At 60.5% G+C, this 21,361-nt stretch carries 22 protein-coding genes; 3 read left to right on the plus strand and 19 right to left on the minus strand.

Translation table 11 applies throughout. The features are described 5' to 3' along the window. Nucleotides 1-165 precede the first annotated feature (165 nt). Both BK670_RS02275 and BK670_RS02280 read left to right on the plus strand, forming a co-directional pair. A complete protein-coding gene (locus tag BK670_RS02275; RefSeq protein WP_123448522.1) occupies nucleotides 166-1,116 on the plus strand; it encodes a DnaJ C-terminal domain-containing protein in 951 nt (316 codons plus the stop codon). Between the two features lie 23 nt (nucleotides 1,117-1,139). Continuing rightward, nucleotides 1,140-1,445 (plus strand): chaperone modulator CbpM, encoded by a 306-nt coding sequence (locus BK670_RS02280; protein WP_016984795.1) that lies wholly within the window; start codon nucleotides 1,140-1,142, stop codon nucleotides 1,443-1,445. A 112-nt stretch (nucleotides 1,446-1,557) separates the two neighbouring features. On the opposite strand, the gene BK670_RS02285 is transcribed toward BK670_RS02280, so the two are convergent. Then, complete coding sequence (locus BK670_RS02285; RefSeq protein WP_123448434.1) at nucleotides 1,558-2,685, minus strand: sensor histidine kinase; 1,128 nt, start codon at nucleotides 2,683-2,685, stop codon at nucleotides 1,558-1,560. Nucleotides 2,686-3,010: 325 nt separating this feature from the next. On the opposite strand from BK670_RS02285, the gene BK670_RS02295 reads away from it, so the two are divergent. Next, entirely contained in the window at nucleotides 3,011-4,432 is a 1,422-nt protein-coding gene (locus tag BK670_RS02295; RefSeq protein ID WP_185036716.1) for an SET domain-containing protein, read from the plus strand. Nucleotides 4,433-4,515: 83 nt separating this feature from the next. On the opposite strand, the gene ureC is transcribed toward BK670_RS02295, so the two are convergent. From ureC to BK670_RS02395, 18 genes are all read right to left on the minus strand, one after another. Then, nucleotides 4,516-6,216, minus strand: a complete 1,701-nt coding sequence (gene ureC / locus BK670_RS02300) for an urease subunit alpha (protein WP_123448437.1) — start codon at nucleotides 6,214-6,216, stop codon at nucleotides 4,516-4,518. A gap of 160 nt (nucleotides 6,217-6,376) precedes the next feature. Continuing rightward, the gene (locus BK670_RS02305; RefSeq protein WP_123448438.1) at nucleotides 6,377-6,685 is read right to left on the minus strand and encodes an urease subunit beta; all 309 of its coding nucleotides are present in this window, start codon (nucleotides 6,683-6,685) and stop codon (nucleotides 6,377-6,379) included. After that, the gene (locus tag BK670_RS02310) at nucleotides 6,685-7,218 is read right to left on the minus strand and encodes a GNAT family N-acetyltransferase (RefSeq protein WP_123448439.1); all 534 of its coding nucleotides are present in this window, start codon (nucleotides 7,216-7,218) and stop codon (nucleotides 6,685-6,687) included. Before BK670_RS02310 ends, BK670_RS02305 begins: the two co-directional genes overlap by 1 nt. Nucleotides 7,219-7,223: 5 nt before the next feature. Next, nucleotides 7,224-7,757, minus strand: a complete 534-nt coding sequence (locus tag BK670_RS02315; RefSeq protein WP_123448440.1) for a GNAT family N-acetyltransferase — start codon at nucleotides 7,755-7,757, stop codon at nucleotides 7,224-7,226. An 8-nt stretch (nucleotides 7,758-7,765) separates the two neighbouring features. Then, a complete protein-coding gene (gene ureA, locus BK670_RS02320; protein ID WP_007915951.1) occupies nucleotides 7,766-8,068 on the minus strand; it encodes an urease subunit gamma in 303 nt (100 codons plus the stop codon). A 146-nt stretch (nucleotides 8,069-8,214) separates the two neighbouring features. Continuing rightward, nucleotides 8,215-9,054 (minus strand): urease accessory protein UreD, encoded by an 840-nt coding sequence (locus BK670_RS02330; RefSeq protein WP_123448441.1) that lies wholly within the window; start codon nucleotides 9,052-9,054, stop codon nucleotides 8,215-8,217. 43 nt (nucleotides 9,055-9,097) lie between these two features. Next, entirely contained in the window at nucleotides 9,098-9,796 is a 699-nt protein-coding gene (gene urtE / locus BK670_RS02335; protein WP_053116875.1) for an urea ABC transporter ATP-binding subunit UrtE, read from the minus strand. A 121-nt stretch (nucleotides 9,797-9,917) separates the two neighbouring features. Further along, nucleotides 9,918-10,787 (minus strand): urea ABC transporter ATP-binding protein UrtD, encoded by an 870-nt coding sequence (gene urtD / locus BK670_RS02345; protein ID WP_095047336.1) that lies wholly within the window; start codon nucleotides 10,785-10,787, stop codon nucleotides 9,918-9,920. Then, entirely contained in the window at nucleotides 10,784-11,863 is a 1,080-nt protein-coding gene (gene urtC / locus BK670_RS02350; protein ID WP_123448442.1) for an urea ABC transporter permease subunit UrtC, read from the minus strand. Before urtC ends, urtD begins: the two co-directional genes overlap by 4 nt. Further along, the gene (gene urtB / locus BK670_RS02355) at nucleotides 11,863-13,365 is read right to left on the minus strand and encodes an urea ABC transporter permease subunit UrtB (protein WP_123448443.1); all 1,503 of its coding nucleotides are present in this window, start codon (nucleotides 13,363-13,365) and stop codon (nucleotides 11,863-11,865) included. The genes urtC and urtB overlap by 1 nt, the downstream gene beginning before the upstream one ends. Before the next feature lie 237 nt (nucleotides 13,366-13,602). Next, nucleotides 13,603-14,868: an urea ABC transporter substrate-binding protein gene (urtA, locus tag BK670_RS02360; RefSeq protein ID WP_122842924.1), complete on the minus strand. Its 1,266-nt coding sequence runs from the start codon at nucleotides 14,866-14,868 to the stop codon at nucleotides 13,603-13,605. 223 nt (nucleotides 14,869-15,091) lie between these two features. Continuing rightward, complete coding sequence (locus BK670_RS02365) at nucleotides 15,092-15,391, minus strand: 7(1) septoil knot domain-containing protein (protein ID WP_123448444.1); 300 nt, start codon at nucleotides 15,389-15,391, stop codon at nucleotides 15,092-15,094. 89 nt (nucleotides 15,392-15,480) lie between these two features. After that, a complete protein-coding gene (locus BK670_RS02370) occupies nucleotides 15,481-16,860 on the minus strand; it encodes a PepSY-associated TM helix domain-containing protein (RefSeq protein ID WP_123448445.1) in 1,380 nt (459 codons plus the stop codon). 195 nt (nucleotides 16,861-17,055) lie between these two features. After that, a complete protein-coding gene (locus BK670_RS02375) occupies nucleotides 17,056-19,176 on the minus strand; it encodes a TonB-dependent copper receptor (protein WP_123448446.1) in 2,121 nt (706 codons plus the stop codon). Nucleotides 19,177-19,261: 85 nt separating this feature from the next. Continuing rightward, the gene (locus BK670_RS02380) at nucleotides 19,262-19,708 is read right to left on the minus strand and encodes a DUF2946 domain-containing protein (RefSeq protein WP_123448447.1); all 447 of its coding nucleotides are present in this window, start codon (nucleotides 19,706-19,708) and stop codon (nucleotides 19,262-19,264) included. 21 nt (nucleotides 19,709-19,729) lie between these two features. Next, complete coding sequence (locus BK670_RS02385) at nucleotides 19,730-20,209, minus strand: copper chaperone PCu(A)C (protein ID WP_123448448.1); 480 nt, start codon at nucleotides 20,207-20,209, stop codon at nucleotides 19,730-19,732. Nucleotides 20,210-20,257: 48 nt separating this feature from the next. Then, nucleotides 20,258-20,656 carry a DUF2946 domain-containing protein gene (locus BK670_RS02390; protein WP_123448449.1) on the minus strand — a complete coding sequence of 133 codons (399 nt, stop codon included), beginning with the start codon at nucleotides 20,654-20,656 and terminating at the stop codon, nucleotides 20,258-20,260. Between the two features lie 97 nt (nucleotides 20,657-20,753). Continuing rightward, on the minus strand, nucleotides 20,754-21,044 hold the full coding sequence (locus BK670_RS02395; protein ID WP_077570750.1) for an addiction module antidote protein: 291 nt from the start codon (nucleotides 21,042-21,044) through the stop codon (nucleotides 20,754-20,756). Nucleotides 21,045-21,361 lie beyond the last annotated feature (317 nt).

Raw genomic sequence — 21,361 nt, forward strand, 5'->3', positions numbered from 1 at the left:
GGCATGGGCCGGCAGAACCACCGGCGGTCACAAGAACCGCCGTCCACTGCCGATAAACTTCTGCTGCGCCACCCGGTCACAAACTTGAGATCGGTCAACCCGGCACGCGCGAATGAGCGCATGCTGGTCTCGGCGCGAAATCGATAACGGATGGTGATTCCTTCGATGGACTTCAAAGACTATTACAAGATACTCGGTGTGGAACCGACAGCGGACGACAAGGCAATCAAGGCTGCCTATCGCAAGCTGGCGCGCAAATACCACCCCGATGTCAGCAAGGAAAAGGACGCCGAGGCCAAATTCAAAGACGCCTCGGAAGCCTATGAAGCGTTGAAAAGCGCCGACAAACGCGCCGAATACGACGAGCTGCGTCGTTATGGTCAGCACGGTCAGCCGTTCCAGGGACCACCGGGCTGGCAGAGCCGTGGCGGTTTTGGCGGCGGCGGTGGCGACACCGGCGACTTCTCGGACTTCTTCAGTTCGATCTTCGGCAATCGCGGCCCCGGTTTCGGTGGCGGCGAGGGCCGGCAATCACGCAATGCAGGGCGCCGGGGACAAGACGTGGAAATGGAACTGCCGATCTTCCTCGAAGAAACGCTCTCGAACGAGTCGAAGAAAGTCACCTTCCAGGTGCCGCAATACAACGCCAACGGCCAGCACGTCAGCAACACCAGCAAGAGTCTGAACGTGAAGATTCCGGCCGGCGTGACCGATGGCGAGCGCATCCGACTCAAGGGCCAGGGCGCACCGGGCGTCGGTGGCGGGGCGAATGGCGATCTGTACCTGAGCATTCGTTTTGCGCCACACCCGAAATTTGATGTGGAAGGTGAAAACCTCATCATCACCTTGCCGCTGGCGCCGTGGGAGCTGGCGCTGGGCGCCGAAGTGGCGGTGCCGACCCTGACCGGCAAGATCAACCTCAAGGTGCCGGCCGGCAGCCAGAACGGCCAGCGCATGCGCGCCAAAGGCCATGGCCTGAAAAACAAGGCCGGCGAGCGCGGTTACCTGTTCGTCCAGCTCAAGGCCGTGATGCCGAAAGCCGCCGACGACGAGGTCAAGGCGCTGTGGCAGGAACTGGCGAAGAAAGCCGCCTTCAATCCGCGAGAGAACTTCTGAACCCGACGACGGAGTAGCCCATCATGAGCAGCCCCCTGATCGTTCAACTGGACCTGGCAGAATTCTGTGAGGCGGCCGATTTGTCGGACGTCTACGTGATCGAAATCGTCGAACACGGCATCCTCGAACCTCAGGGCGCACAACCCCGGGAATGGCGTTTCACCGATTACGAATTGGCCCTGGCCAAGCGTGCGGCGAAGTTGCGCCGTGATCTCGAGCTGGAGTGGGAAGGCGTCGCGCTGGCGCTGGATCTGCTTGAAGAAGTGCGTGAATTGCGGGCCGAGAACCGTATGTTGCGCCAGCGCTTGGGGCGCTTGGTAGTCGAGTAGTTTTCGCTGGTCTGGTCCGGCCTCTTCGCGAGCAGGCTCGCTCCCACAGTTGATCGCGGTCTTCTGTGGGAGCGAGCCTGCTCGCGAAGAACGATAACGCGGTCTTGCGACCTCAAGGTTTTCTGGGCAACACCACACTGAACAGCGTGCCGTCAGTCTCGTTCGAGCTGACTTCGATTGTCCCGCCGTGGGCGATGACCACTTCCCTGACGATAAACAATCCCAGACCCAGGCTGGTCGAGGGTTGCCCCAGTTTTTCATTGGCGCTGCGCACCAGTGGGTCGAAGATCGTGCCGATGACCTCTTCGGGAATCGGTGTGCCGTAGTTATGTACGGTCAGGTGCACGGTATCGCCGTCGCCAATGAGGGTGAGCGTCACGTCGCGCTTGTTCGAGCCATGTTGCAACGCATTGCCGATCAGGTTTTGCAGCAGTTGATCGAGTCGCCCGCCATCCCAGGTGCCGCGCGTGTCGCCGCTGACATTGAGCGTTGGATCGCACTCCGGATTGCCCGCGCAGGCCTCGGCAATCGCCGTCCGCACCGCGTCGGCCAAGTCCATCGGCACCGGCTCGATCGGCAAGCTCTTGCCCAGCCGACTGCGAACCAGTTCCAGCAAGTCGCTGACCATGGCCGCCATGTGGCGCGCACCACGCTTGATATTGAGGGCGCACGTCAGGGCATCGCCTTCAAGGCGGGTTTTGCGCAACAGCAATTCGGTGGACATGCTCACCGCTTGCAGCGGGGCGCGAAGGTCATGGCCAAGGATGGCAAGGAAAATGTCGCGTGAATGGTTGACCTGCTCGGCGTAGGCGGCGGTCGATTCGGCCAGGGCCTCGTCGATGGCTTCGTTGAAGCGGATCATGTCCTGCAAGTAGGCCGAGTCCGGTGACTCCAGACTCTCGACCCAGCGGCGGATCACGCAGGCGCGCAAGTGACGGAACTCGCTGGTCATCTGCACCAGATCAAAACCGACAGTGTGACGCAACTCACCGTGGCTGGCGCCGGCCTCGTCCAGGCTCGGAGTTTTGTCCAGGCCTTCACCCTTGGCTTTGGCCGCCTGCTCTTTTACCGTCTGCGGCTTTTCCATATCGCGGGCAGCGGCCAAGAGGATCGCGCTGGCGTGATCGCGCAAAGCCTTGCTGTCCAGGTGTTCAGCGGCGGGGGTGATGGTGCTGGCGAACTCCTCCCATTCATCGACGATACGGTCCACGTTTTGCCTGATGAATAGGGGTAGGCGCATGGCCGGTTCCTTTCTGGATTGTTTCGGGATATTAGCCCCTTTGCTCGCCGGTAAATACTACCGTTGAGTGAGGCCTTTGCAAGGCTGGGTGGAGGCGTTGTTCTATCGGTTTTCCTGCTTTTGAAACCCATGCTTGAGGCGGTCTGACGCATCGTTATCAACAGTATTTTGAATTTTAACTTTCCGCTTCAAGTGAATAGTCTGCGGGGGCCTGATAGGGACAAAAGGAACTGTACTTGTCAGACGCCGGTAAAAAATTACCGGTATCAAATTTCAAAGTCATAACAGGGGCCAAAGAGCCTTTAACCCTTCAAGGATGAAGAACATGCCATTGAAACCGCCTTCCAAAGGCTCCGTCACCGCTAATGCGAATCCTCGTCCGACCCTCGCGTCCGATGGGCAAACACCGTCCCCCGAAGCCCCGCCACGAGTCGACTTCGGATTCTCTACATCGCTGCCGCGATCACCCGGTGCGCCGGGCAGGGCAGCGCTGCACATCGACACGCAGGCATCGTCGCCTGCGCCCGCTGTTTCGGTGCACGAACTCTCATCGTCCCTGAGCATGCCTGCCCTGCCGGAACAACGGTCGATCACGCATTATCTGAGCAGCGTGTCGATCAGGCATTTACCGCCTGCCGACAGTCAGGGGCTGCGCACATTAAAGGGGCGTCGTTACGCCGAGGTGCCTGAAGGCGCAGTGCATGTCGGGGAGGATCCTCAAACAGGCCAATGGCGGGCCAAACTGCTGAGCGAGCGCGAGCCCACGGGCCCCGCACTCGTGTGGGATCCAGACAAGCACCTCTGGCAGCTGCTGGATGAGTCCGGGTTGCCCGTCCTGCGCTCCACCCGTCGAAAGAGTTCGCGCGAGACGGACTCGTCCGACGATGAGTTCGAGCTGGCCATGGAGTCATTGCCGGACAGGTCACAAGCGGTGGATGACGTGTTCGAAATGGCGTCCGAATCCATGCCGTTCGAACCCTATACCGCGCAGGAACTCGCCGTCATGAGGCAGGAGGTCCGCTACACATCGCTGAATAACCAACTGGGTTCCTATAACCGCGCCAACAATGGCAAGTACCCGATGAGGGACAGCCTTGGCAGACCTGTGCGTATTCGTTTTCTCGAGAGCAGGGTGACGCTGGAACCCGAATCGCCACTCAAACCTGCGGAGCACTACACTTCCGAGCAGATAAAGCCCTATATAAAATTCGAGGGTTACGAAGCGGTCGCCAGGCTTTATGAAGAAAAACTGCAACTGCGCCAGTTCACTGAAGCGGATGTGAAAGTACCCGGTGAACGCGCCTTGATCGGTCAGTCGATGGTGGTGGCGAACAGGCGGATCGCCAAGGGCGAAGTCGTGGGTGTGTATGGAGGGACGATCCGCTCGGCAAGGTTCCTGCACCCAACCGAGCAGATTTACACGATGATCATCGGCATGGAAGTGGGCTTGCGGTCAGGGCAACTGGGACCGGGGGCAATCGCCATCGTCGGGGACAACATAATCTCCAGAATGAACACTCACTTTATCTATGACGCCACGGGCAAGCCTGTAAAACAGGCTCTTGATGGCTACAACGTCAAACTGATCGACTTTAACGTCGATGCGCAATTGCCGGGACACGATATCAAGGACCTCAAACCCTATCTGCTCAATGTGGCGTTCGCGGTTGAGGACATTCCGGCAGGCACCGAACTGCGATGGAATTACAACTACACCGACGAGCATATGAGAATGCTGTTTCCATAATGCCGATCTGGCCATTCGACGCTGGTCCCACGGTACGTCGGTCACGAATACGGGCGTTGCACCCGTATTCGTGAATGTGACCGTTAAAACAGGAAATACCGCTGCGCCATCGGCAACGTTTCCGCCGGTTCACACCAGAGCAACACGCCGTCAGCCTTGACCTGATAGGTCTGCGGATCGACATCGATGGTCGGCAGATAGTCGTTGTGGATCAGATCGGTTTTCTGCACATCACGGCAACCTTTGACCACGCCGATTTTCTTCTTCAAGCCCAGTGCTTCAGGCAACCCGGCTTCCTGCGCTGCCTGACTGATAAAAGTCAGGCTGGTGGCGTGCAGCGAGCCGCCGTAGCTGGCGAACATCGGGCGGTAGTGCACCGGTTGCGGTGTCGGGATCGAGGCGTTGGCATCGCCCATCAGGCTCGCGGCGATCGCGCCACCCTTGAGAATCAGCGTCGGTTTCACGCCAAAGAATGCCGGGCGCCAGAGCACCAGATCGGCCCACTTGCCGACTTCGATCGAACCGACTTCGTGGCTGATGCCATGGGTGATGGCCGGGTTGATCGTGTACTTGGCGATGTAGCGTTTGGCGCGGAAGTTGTCGTTGCCTGCGCCGTCCTGCGGCAGCGGGCCGCGCTGCTTTTTCATTTTGTCGGCGGTCTGCCAGGTGCGTGTGATGACTTCGCCGACGCGGCCCATGGCCTGACTGTCGGAGCTGATCATCGAGAACGCGCCGAGGTCGTGAAGAATGTCTTCGGCGGCAATCGTTTCGCGGCGGATACGGCTTTCAGCGAACGCGACGTCTTCGGCAATGCTCGGGTCGAGGTGATGGCAGACCATCAGCATGTCGAGGTGTTCGTCGATGGTGTTGCGCGTGAACGGTCGGGTCGGGTTGGTCGAACTCGGCAGCACGTTAGGGAAACCGCAGGCCTTGATGATGTCCGGTGCGTGACCGCCACCGGCACCTTCGGTGTGATAGGTGTGGATGGTGCGGCCCTTGAACGCGCCGAGGGTGGTTTCGACGAAACCCGATTCGTTGAGGGTGTCGGTGTGGATCGCCACCTGCACATCGAACTGATCGGCGACGTTCAGGCAGTTGTCGATGCTCGCCGGCGTGGTGCCCCAGTCTTCGTGCAACTTGAGGCCGATGGCGCCGGCCTTGACCTGCTCGATCAACGGCTCCGGCAGGCTGGCGTTGCCTTTGCCGGTGAGGCCGATGTTCATCGGGAACGCGTCAGCGGCCTGGAGCATGCGCGCCAGGTGCCACGGCCCGGAGGTGCAAGTGGTGGCGTTGGTGCCAGTGGCCGGGCCGGTGCCGCCGCCGATCATGGTGGTGACGCCGCTCATCAGCGCTTCTTCGATCTGCTGCGGGCAGATGAAATGGATGTGGGTGTCGATGCCGCCAGCGGTGAGGATCATGCCTTCGCCGGCAATCACTTCGGTGCCGGCGCCGATGGCGATGGTCACGTCGGGTTGCACGTCCGGGTTGCCGGCCTTGCCGATCGCGGCGATGCGCCCGTCCTTGAGGCCGACGTCGGCTTTGACGATGCCCCAGTGGTCGATGATCAGCACGTTGGTGATCAGCGTGTCGACCACTTCGGCAGCCAGCAACTGGCTCTGGCCCTGGCCGTCGCGGATGACTTTGCCGCCACCGAATTTCACTTCTTCGCCGTAGGTGGTGAAGTCTTTTTCGACTTCGATCCACAGCTCGGTGTCGGCCAGGCGCACCTTGTCGCCGACAGTGGGGCCGAACATGTCGGCGTAGGCGTTTCTAGAAATCTTCATGTGCTTGCCTTGGGATTCAATTGGATTTGAGACCGCTCGCATAGCTCGCTTTCGCAGCCTCGCTGCGCTCGACAGCTCCTACAGTCAGTGCTCGGCTCGAGACCGCAGAGCATTTGTAGGCGCTGCCGAAGGCTGCGATCTTTTTGGGTTCGCACCGATCTCAGTCGAGGTTGCCCATGATCCGTCCGGCAAAGCCGAACACCCGCCGCTGCCCGGCGTAATCCACCAGCTCGACCTCGCGGCTCTGCCCCGGTTCGAAGCGCACGGCGGTGCCGGCCGGAATGTTCAGGCGCATGCCACGGCTCGCCGCACGATTAAAGGTCAGCGCGTCGTTGGTTTCAAAAAAGTGATAGTGCGAACCGACCTGGATCGGCCGGTCGCCGCTGTTGGCGACTTTCAGGCTGACGGTGCGGCGACCGACGTTGAGTTCGATGTCGCCGGGCTGGATCTGGTACTCGCCAGGAATCATCACTGGGCTCCTTGCAGAATCTTGTAATAGAGGGCGGTCGGCCGATAGGTGCCGTTCGGGTCGCAGGCGTAATCGGGAATCTGACCGGCGCGGGTGTAACCCAACGCCTTGTAGAAATCTTCGGCGGGGGAGCCGGCCTCGGTGTCGAGGTACAGCATGCCGCGCTTGTGTTTCGGCGCTTCGAGTTCCAGCGCACTCATCAATTGCTGGCCGAGGCCGCGACGCCGTGCGTGTTCGCGCACCAGCAGTTTCTGCACCTCGGCGCGGTTGAGGCCGTTGGCCTTCTGGCACAAGCCCAACTGAACACTGGCCAGCACCTGCTCGTCCTTGACCACCACCCAAAGCAGCACGCTGCCTTTGTTGATGTTGTCCTGCACCTCATCGAAGTAGGCACGCGCCTGCGCCGCATCAAGGTCGGCCATGAAGCCGACGCTGGCGCCGTAACCCACGGCATCGAGCAGCAGGTCGATCAGGCCCTGACGGTAATGCGCAAAACTTTCAGCATTGACGCGGCGCAGTTGGGCGGCGTTCATCGGTGTCACTCCTTGTTGGCGTCAGGCGGCTCCGCGCCAGGGTTGAGAGTCAGTTGCATGAAGGTCAGGTCGAGCCAGCGGCCGAATTTGGTGCCGACTTGCGGCATCTGCCCGGTGATGCTGAAACCGGCGCGCTCATGCAGACGAATCGAGGCGGCGTTACCGCTTTCGATGGCGGCGACCATGACGTGTTTGCCGCAGGTCCTGGCGCGTTCGATCAGTGCGCTCATCAGTTGCGGGCCGAGGCCATTGCCGCGCTGGTCGTTGCGTACATAAACCGAGTGCTCGACGGTGTGGCGAAAGCCGTCGAACGGCCGCCAGTCACCGAACGAAGCGTAGCCGAGTACGCCGTTGTCGCCGTCGACGATTACCAGAATCGGATAGGCCTGGGCCTGACGGGCGCTGAACCAGGCCTGACGGTTGCCCAGGTCGACGGCTTGTTCGTTCCAGATCGCCGTGGTGTTGAGCACCGCGTCGTTGTAGATGTCGCGGATCGCCGGCAGGTCGGCGTGGACGGCATCGCGAATGGAGTAGGTCATGGCGCGCCTCAGACGATCGGCTGGTGGACGGTGACCAGTTTGGTGCCGTCGGGAAACGTCGCTTCGACCTGGATCTCCGGGATCATTTCCGGGATGCCTTCCATCACTTGTTCGCGCGAAAGCAGGGTGGTGCCGAAGTGCATCAGCTCGGCCACGGTCTGACCGTCACGGGCGCCTTCGAGCAGCGCGGCGGAGATGTAGGCCATGGCTTCCGGGTAGTTGAGTTTCACGCCGCGGGCCAGACGCCGCTCGGCGACGAGGCCGGCGGTGAAGATCAGCAGCTTGTCTTTTTCGCGTGGGGTCAGGTCCATTGTGGGAATCCAATATCGGCAGTTAAAAGTTATTAAGTCGGTCGCCACCTGCAGGAGCTGCCGAAGGCTGCGATCTTTTGATGTTGATTTTTTGAAGCAAGATCAAAAGATCGCAGCCTTCGGCAGCTCCTGTAGGGGAATGCATTTCAGGTGTTCCAGATTCGTGGGGGCTGGGCTTCGCGATCTAGCAGCACCGGCCGCAGCAAGCGCCATAAATCGATGAGCCAGGCCCGGGCGAGCAATGCTTCACTGGCCAGACACCGAGCCACCAAAAGCCCCGGCAACTGCGTCAGATCCCCACGCACTTCGTGGCCCAGCGAGCGGCAACGCTCGAGCAATTCAGCATCGATTTCACCGGTGACCAACAACGTCGCAAACACCGGATTGCCATCCAGCCCGATTGGCGAATCAAGTAAACCGTCACCGCCGACAATGCGCTGGCGCTCATGCCAGAGCAATCGACCATCACGGCGAATATCCAGATGCGCCTGGAAATACCCGCGGTCGAAACGCTCGCCGCTGGCGGGGCGACCCAACGCCACCACATCCCAGTAGAACAGCCGCGCATCGCCTTCAAGATCAATCGCAGTCGTCAGCTCAGCCTGCGCGGCGCTGTAGACGATGGTTTCCTGCGGCAGCCATTCCAGCGTCGCCCCGGCCGCCACTTTCAAGTCGAGCTTCTGATAAGCCGGCCCGGCCGCGCGATACCATTTGGCTGCGCCGGGACTGGTGATCTGCGCCCACGCGCCGTGTTCGACGCGGGCGCTGATGTCCAGCCGATCACCGCCGGCAATCCCGCCCGGCGGGTGGACGATGATGTGCTGGCAGACCTCGGGGCCTTCGGCGTACAGGTGTTTTTGTACGCGCAGCGGGCCGAGGTGGCGGCGCATGACCGGGCGCGTGCAGTCGCCGAAACGGGCGTAAGCGAGCTCCAGCTCGGCGTGCCAGCTCGGGGTAAACAGGGCAGGTGAAACAGTTGAATTCATGGTGTGTAATTATCGTTAGGAAGCTACAGATTAGTTCGTTGTACTAGATCGTTACCAGCCCGCGTACACCCTCGGCCTCCATATTTTCACCGCGCCCCTGCTGGACGATCTCGCCCCGGGACATCACCAGGTATTGATCGGCCAGCTCCGCAGCGAAATCGTAGAACTGCTCCACCAGCAAAATCGCCATGTCACCGCGCGCCGCAAGTTTCTTGATGACCGCGCCGATCTCTTTGATCACCGAGGGTTGAATGCCTTCGGTGGGTTCGTCGAGGATCAGTAAACGTGGGCGGCTGGCCAAGGCGCGGCCAATTGCCAACTGCTGTTGCTGACCGCCAGAGAGGTCACCGCCGCGACGCTGCTTCATTTGTAGCAGCACCGGGAACAATTCGTAGATGAAACTTGGGACTTCTTTGGCTTCACTGCCGGGAAACCGCGACAGACCCATCAACAGGTTTTCTTCCACGGTCAGCCGTCCGAAGATTTCCCGGCCTTGCGGCACGTAGGCGATCCCGGCGTGAACGCGCTGGTGCGGCTTGAAGGTGGTGATCGGTTTACCCTCCCAGTTCACCGCACCTTCTTTGGCCGGCAGCAGGCCCATCAGGCATTTGAGCAGGGTGGTCTTGCCCACGCCGTTACGGCCGAGCAGGCAGGTGACTTCGCCGACCTTCACATCGAAAGACAGGCCTCGGAGGATGTGGCTACCGCCGTAGTACTGGTGCAGCTTGTCGACTTGCAGCATGTTCAAAATCTCCCGAAATCCTCTGTAGGAGCTGCCGAAGGCTGCGATCTTTTGATCTTCTTTTTGAAGAGCAAGATCAAAAGATCGCAGCCTTCGGCAGCTCCTACACAGGACAAAATCTTCAGCGGCCGAGGTAGACCTCGATCACGCGCTCGTTTTCCTGCACCTGCTCAAGCGAGCCTTCCGCCAAAACGCTACCCTGGTGCAGCACAGTCACGTGGTCGGCAATCGAGCCGACAAAGCCCATGTCATGCTCGACCACCATCAACGAATGCTTGCCTGCCAGGCTCTTGAACAGTTCAGCCGTGAACTCGGTTTCCGCATCGGTCATGCCCGCCACCGGCTCATCGAGCAGCAGCAGTTGCGGGTCCTGCATCAGCAACATGCCGATCTCGAGAAACTGCTTCTGACCATGCGAGAGCAGCCCGGCCTGACGATTGACCGAGGTGGTCAGGCGAATCGTCTCCAGCACTTCGCTGATCCGGTCTTTCTGCTCGCCACTGAGGCGCGCACGCAAACTGGCCCACACCGACTTGTCGGTTTTCTGCGCCAGTTCCAGGTTTTCAAACACGCTCAGCGCTTCGAACACCGTCGGCTTCTGAAACTTGCGACCGATGCCGGCCTGAGCGATTTGCACTTCGCTCATCTGCGTCAGGTCGAGGGTTTCACCGAACCAGGCCTTGCCATGACTGGGCCGGGTCTTGCCGGTGATCACGTCCATCAGCGTGGTTTTGCCCGCGCCGTTGGGGCCGATGATGCAGCGCAATTCACCAACGCCGATGTATAGGTTGAGATTGTTCAGTGCGCGAAAGCCATCGAAGCTGACGCTGATGTCTTCCAGTGTGAGGATCGTGCCGTGGCGGGTATCCAGCCCCGGGCCGACCCGCTGGCCGAGGCCGATGGAATCGCGACTGGTGCCTTCGTCCTTGTTCGGTTCCACGGGAAAAAAGGCCGGTTCCAACATGAATTCAGCGCTCGCCGTGACTCTCATTGTTCACCTCGTTTCTTCAGCAGACCGATCACGCCTTTGGGCAAGTACAGCGTCACGACGATGAACAGCGCGCCGAGGAAGAACAGCCAGTATTCGGGGAAAGCCACGGTGAACCAGCTCTTCATGCCGTTGACCACACCGGCGCCGAGCAGCGGGCCGATCAGCGTGCCGCGACCGCCGAGCGCTACCCACACCGCCGCTTCGATGGAGTTGGTCGGCGACATTTCGCTGGGGTTGATGATGCCCACTTGCGGCACGTACAACGCACCGGCCAGGCCACACAACACCGCACTCAACACCCACACAAACAACTTGAAACCGCGCGGGTCGTAGCCGCAGAACATCAAACGGTTCTCGGCATCGCGCAACGCCGTGAGCACGCGACCGAACTTGCTCTGCGCCAGGCGCCAGCCGATGAACAGACTCGCCACCAGCAACAACACCGTGGCCAGAAACAGCACCGCACGGGTGCCCGGTTCAGTGATGCCGAAACCGAGAATCGTGCGGAAATTGGTAAAGCCGTTATTACCGCCAAACCCGGTCTCGTTGCGGAAAAACAGGAGCATGCCGGCGAAGGTCAGGGCCTGGGTCATGATCGAGAAATACACGCCTTTGATCCGCGAACGGAAGGCGAAGAAGCCGAACACCAGCGCCAGCAACCCCGGCGCTAACACCACCAGACACATCGCCCAGATGAAGCTGCTGGTGCCAGTCCAGTACCACGGCAATTCGCTCCACGACAGGAAGGTCATGAACGCCGGCAAGCCATCACCGGCGGCCTGACGCATCAGGTACATGCCCATCGCATAACCGCCGAGGGCGAAGAACAGACCGTGGCCCAGCGACAGCAGACCGGCGTAACCCCAGACCAGATCGAGCGCCAAGGCGACGATTGCGTAGCAGAGGATTTTGCCGACCAGCGTCAGCGTGTAGGCCGAGACCGACAGCGCATTGTCCGCTGGCAACAGTGACAGCAGCGGCAGAGCAATCAGCAGCGCAAGAATCACCGCGCCAACCGCGATGGTGACTTTCGGCCCGGCCTTTTGTGTGGCCGTGACTAACAGAGGCTGGTTCATCAGTCGATCACCCGTCCTTTCAGTGCGAAGAGGCCTTGCGGACGTTTCTGGATAAACAGAATGATCAGCGCGAGGATCAGGATTTTGCCGAGCACCGCACCGATCTGCGGTTCGAGAATCTTGTTGGCGATGCCCAGGCCGAAGGCCGCGAGCACGCTACCGGCCAACTGGCCGACGCCGCCGAGCACCACCACCAGGAACGAGTCGATGATGTAGCTCTGGCCGAGGTCCGGGCCGACGTTGCCGATCTGGCTCAGCGCCACGCCGCCCAATCCGGCGATGCCCGAACCGAGGCCGAAAGCGAGCATATCGACGCGCCCGGTCGGCACGCCGCAGCAGGCCGCCATGTTGCGGTTCTGGGTGACGGCGCGAACGTTGAGGCCGAGGCGGGTTTTGTTCAGCAGCAGCCAGGTCAGCACCACCACGAACAGGGCGAAGGCAATGATGACGATGCGGTTGTACGGCAGCACCAGATTCGGCAGCACCTGAATACCACCCGACAGCCACGCCGGGTTGGCGACTTCAACGTTCTGCGCGCCGAACAACAGGCGCACCAGTTGAATCAGCATCAGGCTGATGCCCCAGGTGGCGAGCAGGGTTTCCAGAGGTCGGCCGTAGAGGTGGCGAATCACCGTACGTTCCAGGGCCATGCCGATCGCCGCCGTGACAAAAAACGCCACTGGCAGGGCGATCAGCGGATAGAACTCGATGGCCTGCGGTGCGTAGCGCTGGAACATCAACTGCACCACGTACGTCGAGTAGGCGCCGAGCATCAGCATCTCGCCGTGGGCCATGTTGATCACGCCGAGCAGGCCGAAGGTGATTGCCAGACCGAGCGCTGCCAACAGCAGAATCGAACCGAGCGACATGCCACTGAACGCCTGACCGAGCACTTCGCCGATCAACAGTTTGCGTTTGACCTGGGCGAGGCTGGTTTCGGCGGCGGTACGTACGCCGGCATCGCTTTCGACGCCGGGTTCGAGCAAACCTTCAAGGCGTGTGCGTGCCAGTGGGTCGCCGGTTTCGCCGAGCAGGCGTACTGCCGCGAGGCGCACGGCCGGGTCGGTATCGACCAGTTGCAGATTGGCCAGCGCCAGGCTGAGGGCGGCGTGGACGCTTTCGTCTTTTTCGCCAGCCAGTTGCTGGTCGAGGAATTTCAGCTGCGCGGGTTTCGCGCTTTTCTGCAATTGCTGCGCGGCACTCAGACGGATTTTGGCGTCGGCGGCGAGCAATTGGTGGCTGGCCATGGCGGTGTCGATCAGACCCCGCAGGCGATTGTTCAGGCGCAGGGTTTTCGCTTGGCCGTCGATGGTCAACTCGCCTTGTTGCAGGGCGTTGATCAGTTCGATACGGGCCGGATCGGGCTGCGCGGCCCAGGTTTCCAGGAGTTTGGCCTGTTGCATGGGATTGGCCGCGACGAAGTCTTCGGCATCGCCGGCGTGGGCGAGCATCGGCAGCAACAGTGCGATGGCACAGATAAAGCGGTAGAGAGCAGTGGGCATAGTCAGTCGCCTTGACGCGGACATTGTCGGATCGAGCTTTTGTGGCGAGGGGATTTATCCCCGATGGGTTGCGAAGCAGCCCCTAGTCCAGCAGTCGCGGTGTATCAGATTGATCGCGTCGACTGATTTCGCGACTGCTTCGCAGCCGATCGGGGATAAATCCCCTCACCACAAAAACTCACTCCCACGGGGGATTGTGTCGGGCCGATAATCCTCGTCAGCCCGGCATCCAGTGACTCAGTTGCTCTTCACCGCATAATCCGGCTTCTTGTCGTTGCCCTGAATGAACGGGCTCCAAGGCTGCGCGCGGATCGGCCCTTCGGTCTGCCACACGACGTTGAACTGACCGTCGCTCTGGATCTCGCCGATCATCACCGGTTTGTGCAGGTGGTGGTTGGTCTTGTCCATGGTCAGGGTGTAACCCGACGGCGCGGCAAAGGTCTGGCCGGCGAGGGCTTCGCGGACTTTGTCGACGTCAGTGGATTTGGCTTTCTCAACCGCTTGCGCCCACATGTGGATGCCGACGTAAGTGGCTTCCATCGGGTCGTTGGTCACGGCTTTGTCCGCGCCCGGCAGGTTGTGTTTCTTCGCGTAGGCCTTCCAGTCAGCGACGAATTTCTTGTTCTGCGGGTTCTCTACCGACTCGAAGTAGTTCCACGCTGCCAGGTTGCCCACCAGCGGTTTGGTGTCGATGCCACGCAGTTCTTCTTCGCCGACCGAGAACGCCACAACCGGTACGTCGGTGGCTTTCAGGCCCTGGTTGGCCAGCTCTTTGTAGAACGGCACGTTGGAGTCACCGTTGACCGTCGAGATGACAGCAGTCTTGCCGCCCGCCGAGAATTTTTTGATGTTGGCGACGATGGTTTGATAGTCGCTGTGACCGAACGGCGTGTAGACCTCTTCGATGTCCTTGTCGGCCACACCTTTGGAGTGCAGGAACGAACGCAGGATCTTGTTGGTGGTGCGCGGGTAGACGTAGTCGGTGCCGAGCAGGAAGTAGCGCTTGGCGCTGCCGCCTTCTTCACTCATCAAATATTCAACCGCCGGGATTGCTTGCTGGTTCGGCGCGGCGCCGGTGTAGAAGACGTTCGGCGACATTTCTTCGCCTTCGTATTGCACCGGGTAGAACAGCAGACCGTTGAGCTCTTCGAACACCGGCAACACCGATTTACGCGACACCGAAGTCCAGCAGCCGAACACCACGGCGACCTTGTCCTGGGTCAGTAACTGCCGGCCCTTTTCGGCGAACAGTGGCCAGTTGGATGCAGGGTCAACCACCACCGGTTCCAGCATCTTGCCGTTGACGCCGCCCTTGGCGTTGATCTCGTCGATGGTCATCAGCGCCATGTCTTTGAGCGACGTTTCGGAGATCGCCATGGTGCCGGACAACGAATGCAGAATCCCGACCTTGATGGTCTCGGCGGCCTGGACAGTCCAGGTCATGCCCATCGCGGCAATGGATGCCGAGAGTGTGAAAGCCTTGATCAAACTGCGACGCTTCATTGTGCGATCTCCATGAACGTTTGAAGTTTTTTTGGTTGGCAGATGCGGACGACTGAAGGGTGTTTTGCAAGGGCTGTGCCCGGTCGGGTTTTGGCAAGAAAATGTCGTGTTAGAGCGCTTGTACGCAGAGTCTGCGCACCATGAGGGGACGTGTGATGGGGGGTGGTGCGAGGAAGTGCTTCATTGTGGTGCTGCCGCGCAGCGGCAGCGATATCGTGCAGAATCAGTTCACGCCGGGGAATGAGTCGACGTACTGGATGGTGAAGTCAGGGAAGGAGTCGACGATCTGGATTTTATAATCCGGGAAGCTGTCGACCGTTTTCCATTTGCCTGCCGAATCCGGAAACGAGTCGACCTTTTTCACCTTCAAGTCTGGAAACGAATTGACGACCTTCACCTTGTAATCGGGGAAGCTGTCGACAAATTTGATATTGCCGTAAATCCGCGAGACGTCGACGTTGGTATCGGCCAGCGCCGCACCGCTAGCCAACATCAACAACGACAGTGCAACTGCTTTGAACATGACACTCATCCTGAGATTGGAAGGTGTGCAGTCTAATGCAGGGAGCATGTGTTGCGGGAGGCGCCGCTCCGATGCAGGAGCGGGCTGATTCAGGATGAAGTCGAGGCCGGTTTGGTTTGCCCACCCAGTCGTGACAACAACAGTCGATCCAGCAACCACACCACCACCAGCGAAGCCCCTACCAGCGGAAACACCACCGCCAGCGCCAACATGATCACCACGCCGGTTTTCCATTTCGGTAAATCATGGCGCAGCGGCGGTACTCCGAATTTGCCTTGTGGCCGACGCTTCCACCAGATCACCACGCCGCTGACGGCGCTGAGCAGGATCATCAGGCAGATCAGCAGCACGACAATCTGGTTGAAGGTGCCGAACATCTTGCCCTCGTGGAGCATCACGCCGATCTCAGTGGCGCGGGCGACGGTGCCGTATTGCTCGAAGCGCACATCGGCGAGGACCGTGCCGGTGTACTGGTCGACATGCAGGGTCGCGTCGTTACGCGGGTCATCGGCGAACACGGCGATGGTGAACACACCGGTGGCGGTGGTCGGCAGGGTGATGCTGTAACCCGGCTCGACCTTGCGCTGGGTCGCTATGTTTTGCACGTCTTGCAGGCTGATGACGGGTGCTGCGGGGCCAGCGTTGCTGGCGCCGTGGTTCATGTGTTCAGCGTGGTCGCCGGACATCGGCATCGGTGTGTTTTCCATCGCCCAGGGCACGGTCTGGCGGGTGGCGGTGTTGAGGGTTCGCGCCTCGACGTCGGAGGTCGGCACGTTGTCCCACATCGCCGCCGGGAACACGTTCCACACCTGGGCGTATTGCTTGCCCCAGAAACCGGTCCAGGTCATGCCGCTGAGCAACATCACCAGCAGCAAAGTCGCGCCCCAGAACCCGGTGACCGCGTGCAGATCACGCCACAACACGCGGCCGCGACTGTTTAGCCGTGGCCACAAAATGCCCGCCGCCTGACCGCGCGGCCACCACAGGAACAGGCCGGACACCACCAGCACCACGCCCCAGCCGGCGGCCATTTCGATGAGCCGATCACCAACGGTGCCGATCATCAATTCGCCGTGGATGGCGCGGGCGATGGCTTGCAGATTCTGCTTGGCATCCTGCTCGCCGAGGATGTCGCCGTGGTACGGATCGACGAACACGTTGAGTTCGTGGCCGGCGTTTTTCACCACGAATTGTGCGCTGCGCTCGGCATTCACTGGCGGCAGATATTGGGTGATCTGGCCTTGTGGATAAGCGCTTTTTACCCGTTGCAGCAGGTCATCGGCCGGGACGCTGTGATGACCGGCGGGGACGTTGAGCAAGCTGCTGTACATCAGTGAGTCGAGCTGCGGTTTGAACAGGTAGATGATGCCGGTCAAGGCCAGCATCACCATAAATGGGGCGACGAACAGGCCGGCGTAAAAATGCCAACGCCAGGCCAGGTTGTAGAAATTCGGTTTGGGCTGTTTCATCACGTGTGCTCCGCTTGGCTTGGATCTTCTAGTTGTCTGTCTGAACTGCACATCGTGGCGAGGGAGCTTGCTCCCGCTGGCCTGCGAAGCAGGCCTTGCTCTTGTGTTTAAGAGCGGGGGGCGCTGCGCGCCCCAGCGGGAGCAAGCTCCCTCGCCACAAAGGCAGTGTTCACACCGGGAATTTCTCGCGGTGGTTTAGAAACTCATGTCGACCTTGGTCCAGAGCGTGCGCCCCGGTTCATTGATCGCTTGCGGGTCGTTGGCCGGGTAGCCGAACCCGGCGTTGCCCGCCAGGTTCAGGTGTTCGGCGTAAGCCTTGCCGAACAGGTTGTCGACGCCGCTGCTGACCTTCCAGTTCTTGTTGATCCGGTAGGCACCGTTGAGTGAGAACACGCCGAAGCCCGAACTCTTGTCGTAATCCTTGCCGACCACGTTGCCCTTGTTCTGATCGATACGGTTTTGCTCGGCAACCACCCTCCACAGTGCGCCGGCACTCCAGTTGTCTTCGCTGTAAGTGAGACCGAAGCGTGCATCCAGCGGCGGCATTTGCGGCAGCGCCTTGCCATCGCTGCTGTTCTTGCCCCAGGCGTAGGCCAGGGTCGCATCGGCTTTCCAGTGGTCGGTGAGTTTGTACGCTGCACCGAGTTCACCGCCCATGATTCGCGCGTCGATGTTCTCGGCGCGCGAGGTGCTCATGCCCATCATTGCCGGGGTGTAGTCGAAGAGGATGTAATCGCGCACTACGCCGATATAACCCGAGGCCCAGGCTTCGAGGTCGGCGCTCTTGTAGTTCACACCGAAGTCGAACTGGGTGGTCTTTTCCGGTTTGATCGAATCGAACGCATTGACCGATCCCGCCGGGCCGGACTTGGGCGAAAACAGCTCCCAGTAATCCGGGAAGCGTTGCGCGTGGCCGAGGCCGGCATACAGCGTGGTCGGGCTGTCGGCGAGGTCATGCTCGTAACGTACGAAACCGCTGGGCAGGGTGTCGGCGCGGGTGTTGTCGGCGGTCGGGTTGGGGCGGGACATCATTCCCGAACCGGTGGTCTGCCGATAATCCTTGGCCGAAGCGCGGTCGACGCGGGCACCGGTGATCAGCCGATCACGGTCGGCGGCGTACCAGGTCATTTCGCTGAACACGCCGTAGTTATGGAAATCGGCGTCTTTGGTGTAGGGCTGATCCTTGTAGGTATCAATACCCATGCCGCTGCGCTGACGGTGTTCGTTGGTCTGCGCATCGAGGCCGGTGATCAACTGAATATCAGCCCAGCGCCAGGTGGCCTTGATCCGTGCGCCGAGGGTGCGGCGGTCGACGTTGGACGCCATGGGACCTGCCATCATGCCGGTGCCGGACGGCGTGCGCAGGGTGTAGTTGTCCATCACGTGGTCGGCGTAGTTGTAGTAGACCTGCGCTTCGAGTTTCTCCAGCACGTCAGTGATGTTGGATTTTTCGAAACGCAGACCGAGGCTTTCACGCAGGAACTGCGAGCCGTCCATGCCGCGCCCGGCGTAGCGCGCTTCGCCATCGCCCTTGCCGGCGGTGAGTTCGATCAGGGTGTCGGCGTCCGGGGTCCAGCCGACGGCGATATCGCCGTTCCACTTGTCGTAGCGCGAGGCGACGATGTCGTTGTTGCCATCGCGGTAATCGTCGGAATGCGCGGTGTTGCCGATCACGCGCACGTAGCCCAATGGGCCACCGGCGGCGGCATCGACGACTTTGTCGAAGCGGCCGTGGGAGCCGGCCAGAATGCTCGCATTCACCCGCGTGCCGAGTTCGCCGAAGTTCTCCGGTTCACGGTCGAACAACACCGTACCGGCCGATGCACCCGGGCCGTAAAGCACGGTCTGCGGGCCTTTGATCACGGTGAGTTTGTCGTAGGTTTCCGGCGAGATGTACGAGGTCGGAGCATCCATCCGGCCGGGGCAGGCGCCGAGCATCATGCTGCCGTTGGTGAGGATGTTCAGGCGTGAGCCGAACATGCCGCGCAGCACCGGATCGCCGTTGGTGCCGCCATTGCGTACTAGCGCAAAACCCGGAATGGTCTTCAGGTAATCGCCGCCGTCACTGGCCGGCACCGGTTGGCGCGGATCCTTGGGGTCGGTGACGATGGTCAGCGGCGAGCTCGGCGCGATCGCGGTAATCACCGTCGGGCTCAGTTCTTTCTGGTGGCCGGTGTGATCATCGGCCAGTACCAGCGGTGACAGCAGAACGCCGCAAAGGACGGCGGTAGCGTGCCTGAAACGAATCCGCGATTCGTTCAAAGCGAAGGACGCCGGGGCACAGCCCGAGCGTGGAACAGCAGCAAACCTGGACATGACAATTTCCATCAAACAGTCGTAAACGACACGGCCGGCAGCCTGAAGCTGTCTTCTCAACCGTGTGCAATCAGAGGTGCGGTATTTACGCTGCGACGGGCGGGGCGCGGGTGCGGGCGCCGGGGAAGAAGGTCTGCCGGGCATGGCCCAGACGTGGATAGGGCGGGGTGAAGGTGTTCAGCGGCGGGATGTTGAAGGCGACAAAATCACCGCCCCCAGTCAGCGCCGGGCAATTGAACAGCAGGCTGCAGTAACCACACTTTTCCCACAGCACGTGGTGCGAGGATTGCGGTGGGCAGTGTTCGGCGCTGGGTTTTGCAGCATGGCCGCTGTGGTCCATGCCCGGCATGTCCATCGACATGTCCATGCTCATTGGCATCGATGTCGAGGCGTGTTGATCCATCGGCATCGACTGAGAAATCAGTGGGCCGATGAAGATCATCAACATGGCGAACAGGGCGATCCAGCTGCCGCGAGTCAGGTGTTGAGTCTGACGGCGTTGCCGCGAGGGCCTGGCGCTCAGCGGGCGCATGGGCGGAGTCTGCCGAAAGGCTTACTGAGCGTGCGCGTGGGCCTGCGTGGTTTCCGGTGGCTTCTTCTGCACCGAGACTTCGACGGTGACGTCACCGGCCTTCTCGAAATGCATCGTCAGCGGGAAGCGCTTGCCGTCGCTGAGCAGGCTGCGATCGGTCGGATTGAGCAGCATCACGTGATAGGCCATCGGCGCGAAGGTCACGTTGCCGCCGGCCGGAATCGCCACGCTCTTCACTTGCTGCATCTTCATCAGATCGCCCTGCATCACGTGTTCGTGCAGTTGCGCTTCGGGAGCGATGGGCGAGTCGACGCTGAGCAGGCGATCGTCCGTCTTGCCCGCATTGTGAATGATGAAATAGGCGGCGACCGTCGGCGCATTCGGCGGCAGTTCCTGCGACCACGGATGGGCGATTTCCAGCTCGCCCGCCTTGTATTCGTGAGCATGGGCAAAGCACGCCGGCAACAGCAGCGCAGCGACGACGATGAGTTTGTTCAACATGGCAGTTCTCCAGAACGATTTGAAACGCAGGTCAATTGCGCGAACAAATCAAACCAGAGGGGAGGCGCGGGGATTGAGACTCGGCCATTGCTGGCGCGGCGTGGGTGTTTGCAGTGAGGCGGGCGCCACGCTGCGATTGCTTTCATAGCGGGCGAAATACAGCTGCGGCGAATGCCCCGGCAACGCCACCAACGGCGCCGAGCCTGAGCAACACCAGCAATGCTGCATGTTCGAATGAGTGTCGTTGGTCGGGGCTTTTTGATCGGTGGTGCCAATATTGATCGCCACCATTTTGGTCCCGCTGCCGGTGCAGAAACTGCTCCAGAGCAATTGTTCGGCGGGTGAACTGGCCGCCTGCGCCATCGCCCCGGTCATCGGCATGGCGAGCATGTTGAACAGCACTGCGAAGCAGGCGATCCAGGCAATTGCTAGCCGGTGTCGGTTCATGGGGCAGATCCATTGGGTGGGCGATCAGGCGCGGCTATTTAGCCTGATCAGGGCCGATAAGTAAAAAAGCGTCGTGCGGTTTGGTGTCGCAGCGCCTTCACAGTGTTACGGCATGCAATCGCAAACCCAGAGCCTTCATGACTTTCATGATAGTTGCGAATTCGGGATTGCCAGTGCTACTGAGCGCTTTATAAAGACTTTCGCGGCCCAAACCTGCATCCCGCGCCACTTGTGTCATGCCTTGAGCTCGGGCGATGTCATTGAGTGCTGCACGAATCAGAACGCCATCGCCTTCATCGTCGTCAAAACAGGCATCCAGATATGCCGCCATATCCTCGGGAGTCTTGAGGTACTCGGCGGCGTCAAAACGGGCGAATTCTTCTGACATTGGATGTGTACGCCCTTGGAATCAAAGACGTTGAGCGTAGAGGTGGACGCGACTGCCGATAGTCAGTGATTCGTTAGGTTGTTGTGGGCAGTGTCCGGCGCGTTTGTAGGATTCAAGTCAGATATCCGGCCGAGCCCGTGACATTGTGGGAGCGAGCCTGCTCGCGAAAGCGGTGGGTCAGGCAATGATGTGCAGACTTTGCCGACGTCTTCGCGAGCAGGCTCGCTCCCACAGTGGTCGGTGGCGACCACATAGCCTGTTTACCCCGCGAACCCAGTGGAAGCGGCGGTGCGACGATTCGACTTGCCCGCGAAGGC

Origin of the sequence: Pseudomonas fluorescens, assembly GCF_003732425.1 — a bacterium.
Lineage (GTDB): Bacteria > Pseudomonadota > Gammaproteobacteria > Pseudomonadales > Pseudomonadaceae > Aquipseudomonas > Aquipseudomonas fluorescens_BE.